Consider the following 12,702-nt stretch of genomic DNA (forward strand, 5'->3'; position numbering starts at 1 on the left):
AGATATGATGAAGAATTACTTTTTATTGTTGCTGGCAGTAGTCGCTTTTGCTTCCTGCCGTAAGGAAACAGATCCGGCTGTGCAGCCTGTAGACCTGGATTTGACGATCAGTTACGCTGCTAAATTTCAGGCATATACGTTTCCGGTGAGTGATGTATCGCTTAAGATAACCAACCTGCGTAACAGTAAGGTGCAAGAAGGTAAAACAAGTGCAAATGGTACGTATACCTTTCCTGCAACCAGTGCCGGCAGTTATGATATTGATGCAACAATCACTATTACCGCTGCACAATATGAGCAGATTACCGGTATTGAAACAGAGGCAGATGTAGTGTTTCAGGCGAGCATCAAAAATAAATTGATCAACCAGGCAGTAGGTGGTGAGGTAACGTTGGAACTTACTAGTGGTCGTATAGGTAACTGGGTGATCAAACAGGTAAACTATGGTGGTTCACACCGTGCCAATGGTGCGCTGTTCCGCGATCAGTTCATGGAAATCTACAATAACTCTTCGGATACGCTTTATGCAGACAGCCTATGTATTGCTGATGTGTATAACTCTACATCGCCAACTCCCGATCAGTCGAAAGGGTACTACCTTCCAGCGGGCCAGTATGACTGGACAAAATCTATTGGTATGCCTGCCGGCACAAAAGCCAATGATGATTTCCTCTATGCAAAATCTTTGTATCGTGTTCCAGGTAACGGTCGTACCTATCCTGTTGCACCAGGCAAAAGCATTGTGATTGCGCAGAATGCGCTGAACCATAAAGCGCCGTTCACCAACGCTAACGGTGTAGTGGTTACTGTACTCGATCCGTCGCTCACCATCGACCTTAGCACTGCTAATTTCGAAGTATTCCTCGGTAAAGGATTTGCATCCGATATTGATGTTGCCGGCGTACCAAACATGGAAATTCTTTCCTCTAACGGTAACGACTGGGTATTGGATAATACGGGCCGTAATGCCTGGGTTATATTTCAAACAAGCCAGAATCCAAAGGACTGGCCGGCCTATCCGGACCCTTCCACTACTATAGTTTCCGGCAGCACTACTATGTATATACAGATGCCTAAGGCGCAGGTAATCGACGGAGTGGAAACACAGCCAGGCCTTACTGGACAGGTGCCTAAAAAGCTGGATAATAACCTGGATGCAGGCTTTACTTATCTGCCCAAAGGCCCTTACACCAGCCAGGCTGTAATCCGCAAAGTGGCGAAAACCGTGGGTACAAGAAAGATATTGCAGGATACCAACAATTCCAGCAACGATTTTGAGAATATAGATTTATCCGTGCCTTTTGGCTTTAAATAATGAGGAACATCATCTATTTAATATTGATATCCGTATCGCTTCTGTGCTGCCTGCAACCTGCAGCAGCACAGAAGCAGGCGGACACATCTCAACTGGAGCCCCGTCTTGTGTCTTATCGTTTCCGTGATTACGAGTACGCGTATTATACGCAGCAGGGTTTACTGCTGCAACATGCGCCAATAGAACGTCTTGGAAGCATAACTTTAGGTTACAGCTACCTTCAGGGCGGACTTCGGGCACGGCAGGAGGCCGATAAAGTGAATGTTGCTTCGTTACGGTCAGAGGGATTAAGAAAGGTGAAAAAGATTACCCTACAGGGATATTTTGGATTTACACGCAGTTGGGAAGACAGTATTGGTTACATGCACAGTGCCAAACCCGAAGATCCAACGCCTTATTACCTGCTGGCAATTAAACAGGGACATTGGGACAGACTGCATTACGAGTTAGGGGCGCAGGCTAGTACGGCGGTGTTGAATGACAAGCTGTTGCTATCAGTCGGAGCAGACTTCGATTTGTCAAGTAACACCCGAAATTCAGATCCCCGTCCGGAGATTTCAAAATATGCGCTGGCACTGAACTGGGGAGTAGGTTACCGCATTACCCCGAAACATACTATTGGTGCCTGGGCAGGGTATGCTTACGGTATAGAAACCACTAATGTGGGTTACAGCAGTGTGATGCTAAATGCTGCAGGCGACGCTTACCGGGAATACCAGACTTTCTTGTCCAAAGGCTTCGGCAATGTACTTGTCCAGCGCAGTGGTGATGTGAGAAGGATGAGGGAGGATGACAAAGGATACCGTGCCGGTGGCTATTACGATGGTAAATGGATGGGATTTCATACTTCTTTGTTATATAAGTTTCAAACAAGCAGGAGAACTTATGTGAAGCCGGCGGCAGCAACTGCAGACAGCCGAAATGATATGCCTATTGCGTCTTTCGACCTGGAACAGCAGTGGATAGATTTATTCATGGAAAAGCATAAAGGAAGCGATCTGTTACAACTGCGCATCCGTTACAACTCCGGCGAAGGAAGTGACTACAATAACGAACTGGCTGGCAATAATTACATCTACAACAACGACAACATCAACGCTCACATCGGTTACGTGCACTATACACAATCACGCCCGCAGTACGAACTGTTCCTGAAAGGGTACTACGATAAAACGTACAAGGCTGACGGCACTACCAGTCATCGCTGGAGCAACAGCTACGCAACTATAGGAGTGGATTTCAGTTATTATACCAGGCCGAATGCAGATAAGCGCTTCTGGGTGTTTAATGCCCACCCTGCATACCGTAAGGGCATAGATCATTACTTAACGGCGCCAACCGCGCAGCAGACGTTTTTTACGACCGACGTACTGATGCCGAATACCGCCTACTACGCCCGCAACGCCGCCAGCATCCAGGGCGGCATCGCCTGGCAAACACCCTGGAAGAAGCAGATGCTGAAATTTGGTGCAGATGCGCGTTATGAGAAAGCAGCAGATTTAGAAGGTCGCCGCGTTAACCTGCAGGCGAAAGTGTCGTTATTTTACTAGTTTAGGGCAGTTTTTTAATAAGGAAGCAATGAAAAAGGTCTGGATCGTAGGCGCTATTATCGCGATAGCCTACACTAACATATATTTTATTCACCAGGGAGGGAATAATTATTATGCTAACCTTGCTGACTCGCTCCGCATAGCATACAGTCAAAATCCTTCACTATGGCCTAAAGCCGATGTAGACGATTCTGTTGCCTACCACGAGATCGCTATGCTGCCGGAATCGCCGTATTTCGACAGGGCGCGTACGGACAGTGTGTTTGCTGCCCGCGTGGAACTGGGTAAAATGCTGTTCTTTGATCCCAGGCTTTCCGGTTCTAATCAGATATCCTGTGGTACCTGTCATGAGCCTGAAATGGGCTGGAGTAATGGCCGGTCGACCGCTGTAGGACACGATCATCAGGTGGGGGCGCGTAATGTACCTACATTGGTGAACGCCTGGGCTGCCAAGAGTTTTTTCTGGGACGGGCGTGTGAACAGTCTCGAAACACAGGCCATGGCACCGATCTCCAACGATATTGAAATGCATATGCTGCCCGGCCAGTTGCCTGAAAAACTGGGTGCTATCAAAGGTTACCGCGACTTGTTCCGCAAAGCATTTAACACCAAAGAAATTACGATGGAACAGGTGAGTGATGCACTCGCTGACTTTCAGCGTACCATATCCAGCCGCCGCGGACGTTTTGATGCGTTCATGTCGGGCAACTATAAAGCGATGAGCGACCAGGAGATATTGGGTATGCACTTGTTCCGTACGAAGGCACGTTGCATGAACTGTCATAACGGGCCTTATTTTACGGACAGTGAGTTTCATAACCTCGGCCTGCACTATTATGGCCGCGATAAATACGAAGACTTTGGCCGTTACAATATCACCCATAAAAAGGAAGATGTAGGCAAGTTTAAAACCCCTACGCTACGCGACGTTGCTATTACCCGTCCATGGATGCACAACGGTCTGTTCGACGACCTGGGTGGTATTATTAACCTGTATAATGCAGGCGGTTCCCGTCCTAAACCAAGGCCGCATGTGGCGAATGATCCGTTGTTCCCTACTACTTCTGCAATGCTGAAGAAGCTGGATTTAACGGAGGTAGAGAAGGAGGCGATCGTGGCTTTTTTGCATACGCTGGGGACTACTTCTTATCGAATTAACAGGCCGGATTTGCCGAAGTGATTGGATGTTGGTCGGTTGCAATAGCGGTGAGGTGTGCCGTTACACTTTGCCTAATTGAAATACAACGCTTTTACTCTGGCGAAGACTGCGCACGAGGATTGCGTCATTCTTCGCAAGGACGATAGATGAAAGCGTTGTTTCGTCATATGTGCCATGATTCAAAAGAATAAGGGCCGTGTAAAAAACACGGCCCTGTCGTCTATCCTTTCCAATTATCAACTTTGAATTTTAAATGACTGTCGAAAGTTTATATAACGAAGGATGATTGCGGCCGATGGCCACCAAATGCAGTACCACAGATAGTTACAAGTAATAATCCCTGGATGCGGGCCTGGAACTTATTACAATTACAACCGCCGAAATTATCTCACTGGTAGTTGCATCGAACCCACAGCCGCCTGCCCTTACAAACAACGAATGATCGGCCGGAAACAGAAGCCCTCCTAAAATGACCTCAACCACCCCGTAGGCTCGCTATTCGACGCACGTACCAAACCCTCGTTCGCAGACTCGCTCAGGCTTAATGCGCACTCTAATTCTTCGCCTGCGAGGTAGCTGTGCTTACCCTCGTTGCGGATGATGAGTGTGCCGCCTGCCTCGCCTATGGCGTGAGAAAGGTAGGTGGTGCCAATGGCTCCGTAGTTACGGGTTTCGTGGCATTCGAAAATAAGGCCTGGCGATGATGCCAGGGGCTTTGTGCCGTTGCCGGCGTAATCAAATGAACGCATCAGGTAACTGTACGCCTCTGTAGGCGACTGGTGCCTGCGGCGGATGTAAATCGTCTGGTTTTCATCGTTCCGGTATACGATGAAGTTTTGCAGGAAAGACGCGGTTACGGCGGCTTCTCTGCCTTCAGGCAACAGCCTGATAGAATGACTGCCAAGTAATTCCCCGGCGCTCATTTCATGGTAACCAAGCTGTAATGGATCGGCTTTGGCTAACGTAGATAAAGAGGGCCTGCTGCTTACCTGCTGTTTTTTGTGTGTAGTAGTGCAGTTGCTTAATATTAGAATAAGCAATGCCAGTGCCACCTGGGCAACAAAATTTGTTTTCATTTTAATGTTAAAATGAGGGTTTAAAAAATTGGTGATTAACTGATTAACGGGCTAACTGTGTTGTATGGAGACACAATGGTTTTACATAAAATCAGGATTAACAATGATGAACATTTGCATTCGTTTTACTAATTATTTTAGTAATGCAAATATAGGCAATATCTCATTTCTGCCAAATATTTTTTAGTCGTCTGATAGCCTTACTGCTGTTGAAGAGTGCGACGCAACGGCTGTTCCATAGCGGGTTTTAGCTGGGTGAAAAATATTTATGTTAGTGGAGATGAGGGATTTTATGCACTGCGAAATGGTGTCGGTTTGAGCGCTGTTACTATAAATATTAGCCAGTTAATGTGCTGAGTTGCAAATCACAAATAGCATCAAACCCAAATAAAAAAGGCCGCTCAAAATTGAACAGCCTCTTCGCAATATCCTATAAAACGCTTACAAAAAACCCAACTCGAGCTTCGCCTCTTCAGACATCATGTCCTTCGACCATGGTGGGTCGAAAGTGAGTCGTACATCGGCGGTAGTTACGCCTTCGATGGCTTCTATTTTTTGCGTTACTTCTTCAATAATACTGCCTGCTACAGGGCAACCGGGGGCAGTGAGGGTCATGATGACCATTACGCGGCCGCCATCCTGTATCTCGGTTTTATACACGAGGCCAAGTTCCACGATGTTTACCGGTATTTCCGGGTCAAACACGGTACTCAGCGCTTCATCCACTTTATCTCTTATCTGTGCTGCGTCCATACTTTAGTTTTTTTGAGCCTGTTGAACTTTATATCCTAACGCGTACATCTTGATCTGTTTGAGCATGGCCAGCAAACCATTGGCCCGCGTGGGGGACAGGTGGCTGCGAAGTCCGATGGCATCAATGAAAAACAGCTCGGCGTCGGCGATGTCGGCTGGCGACTGGCCCGATAATACAGTGGTAACAAGCGATACAAGGCCTTTGGTGATCTGCGCGTCGCTGTCGGCGGTGAAATGCAGCAAACCGTCCTTAAAGTCGGCGTGCAGCCATACCCTCGACTGGCAGCCGCGGATCAGGTTATCGTCTGTTTTGTATTGCGGGTCCATGGGGGGCAGATCTTCGCCCGACTGGATGATGTACTCGTATTTGTCCGTCCACTCTTCAAATGCGGCGAAATCTTCAATGATCCTATCCTGGCTTTCCTTAATCGTCATACCTTACTTTTTCAGCAATTTCATGGCTTTGTGGATACCGTCCACAAGGCGGTCTATTTCCTCCGGAGTGTTGTAGAAGGAGAGGGAGGCCCTGGCGGTACCAGGGATGCAGAACAGGTCCATCAGCGGCTGGGTGCAATGGTGGCCGGTGCGTACCGCAATGCCCTGCATGTCCAGCAGCTCACCTACATCTGTAGGGTGCGAATTGCCGATGATGAAAGAGAAGGTAGGGCCGCGGTGTTCTGCAGTGCCTATCAGCCTTAAACCATCGATAGAAGACAGTTGTTCCAGTGCATATTCCGTGAGTACACGTTCTGTAGTGGCTATTTTATCAAGACCTATCCCGATCAGGTACTTCACGCCGGCAGCCATACCAATGGCACCTGCAATGTTAGGTGTACCTGCCTCGAAACGCAGCGGCGGATCGGCATACACGGTTTTATCGAAAGAAACGGTCTTGATCATATCGCCGCCACCCTGGTAGGGAGGCAGTTGTTCGAGCCAGCTTTCTTTACCATATAAAGCACCGATGCCGGTAGGGCCGTAGAGTTTATGACCTGAAAAAGCCATAAAGTCTACGTCCAGTTCCTTTACATCAATGGCGATGTGTTGCACCGCCTGCGCAGCATCCAGCATTACCGGGATGTTGCGGGCATGCGCCAGTGCAATGATATCTTTAACCGGGTTTACCGTACCGAGTGTGTTAGACACGTAGGTGATGGCTACCAGTTTGGTTTTATCGGACAGCATTTTCTCGTACTCGCCCATCTCCAGTTCGCCCTTATCGTTGATAGGAACTACTTTAAGGACAGCCTTCCGGTCTTCACAGCATAACTGCCAGGGCACTATGTTAGAGTGATGCTCCATGGCCGAAATGATGATCTCGTCGCCTTCTTTAATGAATTGTTTGCCGAAGGTGTAAGCCAGCAGGTTAATAGCATCGGTGGTGCCTTTGGTGAAGATCAGCTCTTCAGGTTTGGCATTGATGAAACCTGCCACGGTGGTACGCGATTCCTCGTAAGCGATAGTCGCCTTCTGGCTAAGCGTATGTACACCGCGGTGTACGTTACTATTATAGGTGTTATAATAAGTTTCGATCGCGCGTGTAACTGCCAGCGGCTTCTGTGTGGTGGCTCCGTTATCGAAATACACCAGCGGTTTGCCGTTTACAGTGGTATGAAGAATGGGAAAATCCAGTCTTATCTTTTCTAAATCCAGCGGTATCTGTACCATCGTTTCTACTACCTTCATAACTCTTTCAATTTGCCCGTGGCTTAACCTGGAAGGTGGCTGGCAATCAGCTCATCCACGTGTGCACGGAGTGCGGGGATCTTGATTTTCTCGGTAATGTCGTAGGCAAATGCATGTACCAGCATGGTACGTGCAGCTGCTTCGCCAATACCGCGTGAACGCAGGTAGAACAACGATTCCTCGTCGAACTGGCCTACGGTCATACCGTGGCTGCATTTCACATCATCTGCAAAAATTTCCAGCTGTGGTTTGCTGTAAACGGTAGCTTCATCGCTGAGCAGCAGGTTGTTGTTCTGCTGGAAAGCATTGGTCTTTTGCGCGTCTACATGCACATATACTTTACCATTGAACACACCTGTTCCCTTGCCCGACAATACGCCTTTATAATGCTCATTGCTGTTACAATTAGGAATACGGTGGTCCATTAAGGTGTGGTTATCTACCAGTTGATTGCCGCTTACCAGGTACAAACCGAAGAGGTTTGTTTCCAGGTGCTGGCCTTCGTGGCGTACCTGCAGGTTATTACGTACCAGGTCCGCATCGGAAATGGTGAGCGTATAATTGCTGTATACGCTGTCGCGCTCCTGGCGCACTACCACGTTGTTTATGAGCCTGGCTTTGTTGCCGCCGCTCTGCAGGTGATAATGGGTAAGGTTGGCAGCCGCTTCTGTTACTACTTCTGTTACACTGTTCAGCAGCAAAGTGCTTTTAGTATCCAGGCATACGGCCGATTCGATAAGAACAGCGTTGCTGCTTTTGCGGCCTACCCACAGGTGGCGGGGCTGCATAAAAGCGTTTTGCGAAGTGTGGTAAAGGTGGATGATGTGAAGTGGTTTCTCCACCATCGCCTTTGCCTTAACTTCGAAAAACAGGCCATCGGAAAACATCGCAGTGTTCAGGTTACCGAAGTGCTGTTTGCCGAGTATCTCGTTCGTGTTAAAGTATTCTTTGTAAGCTTCCTGCTCTCTTGCTTCGCTGAGGCGGCTGATGATCATCTGATCAGCAGGCGGCAGGGAAGAAAGGCTGGGTATCAGCTGACCATTTAACAGCACCAGGCGGTAAGCCTCCAGGGCTGGAATGATCGCCTCTTCCGGCAGTGAAAGTCCATCGGCCGAATCGAACTTATTGCCCGTATTCGTGTCGAACTGGTCTTTCAGATAGGGAAGTACGTTAGTGTATTTCCACTCTTCAGATTGAGTGGTCGGAAAACCCATTACCTGGAATTGGGCAAATGCGGCTTTACGTATTTCTATAAGGTCGGCCGCTTCCTCGTTGCTTCGCTGGCTGATAAAGCCCTCGAAGCTTTTGGAAAGGCTTTCGTATAATGGTATGTTTTGTACTTGTGTCGTCATGTTTGCTTATTAAATCTCAATGGTAGACGCTTCTTCTTTCAGCCAGTCATAACCTTTTTCTTCCAGTTCGAGCGCCAGTTCTTTGGTGCCGGATTTGATAATGCGGCCATTCCAAAGTACGTGAACGAAATCAGGAACGATATAGTCGAGCAAACGTTGATAGTGGGTGATGATAATAAATGCGTTGTCTTTGCTGCGCAGTTTGTTAACCCCGTTAGATACGATGCGGAGGGCGTCGATATCAAGGCCGGAGTCAGTTTCGTCGAGGATAGACAATTTAGGGTTGAGCATAGCGAGTTGGAAGATCTCGTTACGTTTCTTTTCGCCACCTGAGAAACCTTCGTTCAGCGAGCGGTTCATCAGTTTAGCATCAAATTCAACCAATGCCTGTTTTTCCCTGGTAAGTGCCAGGAACTCTTTTGCGGTAAGGGGTGGCTGATTGTGGTAAGTGCGCACTTCGTTCACCGCTGTTTTCAGGAAGTTGATGTTAGAAACACCGGGTATTTCTACCGGGTACTGGAAAGCGAGGAAAAGGCCTTCACGCGCCCGGTCTTCGGGCGACATATCCAGCAGGTCTTTACCTTCGAAGCTCACTTCTCCACCTGTTACTTCATATTGTGGACGGCCGCTGAGTACGGACGCCAGGGAGCTTTTGCCTGAACCGTTAGGTCCCATGATGGCATGTATTTCGCCTGCGTTGACTTTCAAATCAATACCTTTCAGAATTTCTTTGCCTTCTACTCCTGCTTGCAGGTTCTTAATGTTAAGCATGTCTTACTTTAATTTTTATAAATCAGCCCACACTGCCTTCCAGCGTGATGGACAATAATTTCTGTGCTTCTACCGCAAATTCCATCGGCAGTTGGTTTAATACTTCCTTTGCATACCCGTTAATGATCATAGCTACTGCTTTTTCAGAGTCTATGCCACGGGCATTCAGGTAAAATACCTGGTCTTCCCCGATCTTGGAGGTAGTAGCTTCATGCTCCACCATCGCAGATGCGTTTTTGCTTTCGATGTAGGGGAAGGTATGCGCACCGCAACGGTCGCCGATGAGCAGCGAGTCACATTGCGTAAAGTTGCGCGCATTATCGGCACGGGGGCCTATTTTCACCAGTCCGCGGTAAGTGTTATGACCGTTGATGGCAGAAATACCTTTAGAGATGATCCTGCTGCGGGTGTTTTTACCCAGGTGGATCATTTTGGTACCTGTATCGGCAATCTGTTTTTTAGAGGTTACCGCTACAGAATAGAATTCTCCGATGGAGTTGTCGCCCGCCAGAATTACACCCGGATATTTCCAGGTGATAGCCGAACCGGTTTCTACCTGTGTCCAGGAGATCTTAGAGTTCTTGCCTTTGCAGATGCCGCGTTTAGTCACAAAATTAAAGATGCCGCCTTTACCGTCTTTATCACCAGGATACCAGTTTTGAACGGTTGAATACTTAACCTCGGCATCGTCCAGCACAATGATTTCCACTACTGCAGCGTGCAGTTGGTTCTCATCGCGCATAGGAGCTGTACAGCCTTCGAGGTAGCTAACGTAGCTGCCTTCATCGGCAATAATGAGCGTACGTTCGAACTGACCGGTATTTTTCGCATTGATGCGGAAATAGGTGCTCAGTTCCATCGGGCAACGTACTCCCTTAGGAATATATACAAAGGAACCGTCGGAGAATACGGCGGTGTTAAGCGCAGAGAATATGTTATCGGAATGAGGCACTACAGAGCCAACGTATTTTCTTACAAGGTCAGGATGTTCCTGTACGGCTTCGCTGAAAGAGCAGAAGATGATACCGAGTTCGCCCAGTTGTTTTTTAAACGTAGTAGCAACAGATACGCTATCAAATACCGCATCTACGGCTACGCCGGATAAGATTTTCTGTTCGTTGAGGGGAATACCAAGTTTCTCGAAAGTAGCCAGCAGTTCAGGGTCTATTTCGTCCAGGCTCTCATATTTCTTCACGTTTTTAGGGGCAGCGTAATAAGAGAGTTTCTGGAAATCTATTTCCGGAAGATCAAAGTTCTGCCACTCCGGCATACGCAGCTTCTTGAAAGTCTGATATCCTTTCAGCCTCCACTCCAGCATCCACTCCGGTTCATTTTTCTTTTGAGAGATAAAACGGATAATATCTTCACTTAAGCCCGGGGGGGCAATGTCCATGTTGATATCCGTTTCAAAGCCGAACTCATACTCCCGTTCCGCTATCTCTTGTAATATTTCGTTGTCCGTACTCATACCTTGTGTATATATTCTTCTTCTTCTTGTCAAAATTTACGACCAGCTGCAAAAATAAGCTAAACCGCGAAGCTTTCCCCGCATGAGCAGGTGCGCGACGCGTTCGGATTATTGAAAGTCAGTCCTTTACCGTTCAGCCCGCCGGTATAGTCCAGTTCTGTGCCGTAAAGGTACAGCAGGCTTTTGGTGTCTACTACTATTTTCACGCCTTTATCTTCAAATGTCTGGTCGTGCGGTTTCTCCTCTGTATCGAATTTCATCTGGTACTCCAGACCTGAACAGCCGCCTCCTTTTACACCCACGCGTACGAATGTACCTGGCGCATGGTGTTCTGATACCATCAGCTGATCTATATACGTCTTTGCCTGTTCGGAAACTGTTATCATAAGTCCTTGTATTTTAATAGTTTATTGAACCATCCCGGGAAGGTGTGCCCAATAATCATATCGGGAATTTATTTCCTGGATTGATTGAAATATGGGTCAAAGTTACGACATTTGCTATTAATACAAGTAAGAACTTGGAAAATTATAAAGCTCAAATAACTACCGCAGCAGACCGTTTTTTAACACTGCTGAAAACCGGCGGGCCGCAGACTGCGGCCGGTATGGCGAGGGAATTGAGCATAACCGGCGAGGGGGCCCGCCTGCACCTGCTGAAACTCCAGGAGGAGGGGCTGGTGGAGGCTGTAACCGAACCCAAAGGAGTAGGAAGACCACAGCAAATATGGTCGCTTACCGAACGTGGTAACCGCCGTTTTCCCGATTCTCACTCCGATCTTACCGTTCAGCTGATCCAGAAAATAGAAGAAGTATTAGGCGCCGAGGCACTTAATAATGTAATAATAGCCCGTGAGCAGGATAATAGCGACCGCTACTACCAGGCCCTGGCACCGTTACCTAATCTTTCTGAAAAACTGGCCCGCCTGGCCGAAATGCGTCACCGCGAAGGTTACCTCGCCGAGTGGCGTGCCGACGGCGACGCTTTCCTGTTTATAGAACACCATTGCCCCATCTGCTCCGCCGCCCGTGTTTGCGGCAGCATCTGCCAGTCTGAACTTAAAACCTTTCACCGCATTTTCGGCGAACACGCTTCGGTTGAAAGAACAGACCACCTGCTTTCCGGTGCCCAACGCTGCGTTTACCGGATCGTTCCCTTCAGTTAGTTGTTGCTTCAATGCTGCCTGTAAAAACCATCATCCGTAAATGCGTTATCATTTATTGGGAATTTCCTGCATGCATAAGTAAAACGTCCACCTGTACCGATCCTATATCGATCCTTTACCTATCCTATATCCATTTCCGCTGAAACGCAGGCTGGTGCACACGGCGGGTATAGGATCGATATAGGATCGATATACCTTCGCCCTTACGAACAGGTATGGAAGCGTATTGTTGTCCTCATATCGTAATAAATTTAATAGCGTCAACAATCAGGCATATAAAATCAACAATTTGACTAACGATATCGGCATGATGTGGTTGTACCTTTGTAATGAATGAATCGAAAGGTATTATACATCAGCCCGGCATATGCATAACCGTTAGTATTGGAAGGAGTCCGAATAACAGT

General features: G+C 47.8%; 12 protein-coding genes. 4 read left to right on the top strand and 8 right to left on the bottom strand.

Features of this window, described 5'->3' with window-relative positions; translation table 11 throughout:
* Nucleotides 1–4: 4 nt before the first annotated feature.
* From QZT80_RS26150 to QZT80_RS26160, 3 genes are read left to right on the top strand one after another with little or no spacing between them, the layout of a single operon-like run.
* Nucleotides 5–1,315 (top strand): DUF4876 domain-containing protein, encoded by a 1,311-nt coding sequence (locus QZT80_RS26150; RefSeq protein WP_295129251.1) that lies wholly within the window; start codon nucleotides 5–7, stop codon nucleotides 1,313–1,315.
* The gene (locus tag QZT80_RS26155; protein ID WP_295129252.1) at nucleotides 1,315–2,865 is read left to right on the top strand and encodes a DUF6850 family outer membrane beta-barrel protein; all 1,551 of its coding nucleotides are present in this window, start codon (nucleotides 1,315–1,317) and stop codon (nucleotides 2,863–2,865) included. Before QZT80_RS26150 ends, QZT80_RS26155 begins: the two co-directional genes overlap by 1 nt.
* 28 nt (nucleotides 2,866–2,893) lie before the next feature.
* Nucleotides 2,894–4,045: a cytochrome c peroxidase gene (locus QZT80_RS26160; RefSeq protein WP_295129254.1), complete on the top strand. Its 1,152-nt coding sequence runs from the start codon at nucleotides 2,894–2,896 to the stop codon at nucleotides 4,043–4,045.
* A 443-nt stretch (nucleotides 4,046–4,488) separates the two neighbouring features.
* Here the strand turns inward: QZT80_RS26160 and QZT80_RS26165 are convergent, their stop codons facing one another.
* The 8 genes from QZT80_RS26165 to QZT80_RS26200 form a co-directional block, all read right to left on the bottom strand.
* Nucleotides 4,489–5,100, bottom strand: a complete 612-nt coding sequence (locus QZT80_RS26165; protein WP_295129255.1) for a hypothetical protein — start codon at nucleotides 5,098–5,100, stop codon at nucleotides 4,489–4,491.
* A gap of 441 nt (nucleotides 5,101–5,541) precedes the next feature.
* Nucleotides 5,542–5,853, bottom strand: a complete 312-nt coding sequence (locus QZT80_RS26170) for an iron-sulfur cluster assembly protein (protein WP_295129257.1) — start codon at nucleotides 5,851–5,853, stop codon at nucleotides 5,542–5,544.
* A 3-nt stretch (nucleotides 5,854–5,856) separates the two neighbouring features.
* Entirely contained in the window at nucleotides 5,857–6,288 is a 432-nt protein-coding gene (locus tag QZT80_RS26175; RefSeq protein ID WP_295129259.1) for a SufE family protein, read from the bottom strand.
* A gap of 3 nt (nucleotides 6,289–6,291) precedes the next feature.
* The gene (locus QZT80_RS26180; RefSeq protein WP_295129261.1) at nucleotides 6,292–7,539 is read right to left on the bottom strand and encodes an aminotransferase class V-fold PLP-dependent enzyme; all 1,248 of its coding nucleotides are present in this window, start codon (nucleotides 7,537–7,539) and stop codon (nucleotides 6,292–6,294) included.
* Between the two features lie 23 nt (nucleotides 7,540–7,562).
* Nucleotides 7,563–8,891, bottom strand: coding sequence for a Fe-S cluster assembly protein SufD (gene sufD, locus QZT80_RS26185; RefSeq protein WP_295129263.1), 1,329 nt, complete (start codon nucleotides 8,889–8,891; stop codon nucleotides 7,563–7,565).
* 9 nt (nucleotides 8,892–8,900) lie between these two features.
* Entirely contained in the window at nucleotides 8,901–9,662 is a 762-nt protein-coding gene (gene sufC, locus QZT80_RS26190) for a Fe-S cluster assembly ATPase SufC (protein WP_295129266.1), read from the bottom strand.
* 22 nt (nucleotides 9,663–9,684) lie between these two features.
* Entirely contained in the window at nucleotides 9,685–11,130 is a 1,446-nt protein-coding gene (gene sufB, locus QZT80_RS26195) for a Fe-S cluster assembly protein SufB (RefSeq protein WP_295129268.1), read from the bottom strand.
* A gap of 59 nt (nucleotides 11,131–11,189) precedes the next feature.
* Nucleotides 11,190–11,516, bottom strand: a complete 327-nt coding sequence (locus QZT80_RS26200; RefSeq protein WP_295129270.1) for an iron-sulfur cluster assembly accessory protein — start codon at nucleotides 11,514–11,516, stop codon at nucleotides 11,190–11,192.
* A 134-nt stretch (nucleotides 11,517–11,650) separates the two neighbouring features.
* On the opposite strand from QZT80_RS26200, the gene QZT80_RS26205 reads away from it, so the two are divergent.
* The gene (locus QZT80_RS26205) at nucleotides 11,651–12,295 is read left to right on the top strand and encodes a metalloregulator ArsR/SmtB family transcription factor (RefSeq protein WP_295129272.1); all 645 of its coding nucleotides are present in this window, start codon (nucleotides 11,651–11,653) and stop codon (nucleotides 12,293–12,295) included.
* The last annotated feature ends 407 nt before the right edge of the window (nucleotides 12,296–12,702 follow it).

This window comes from uncultured Chitinophaga sp. (assembly GCF_902168175.1).
Lineage (GTDB): Bacteria > Bacteroidota > Bacteroidia > Chitinophagales > Chitinophagaceae > Chitinophaga.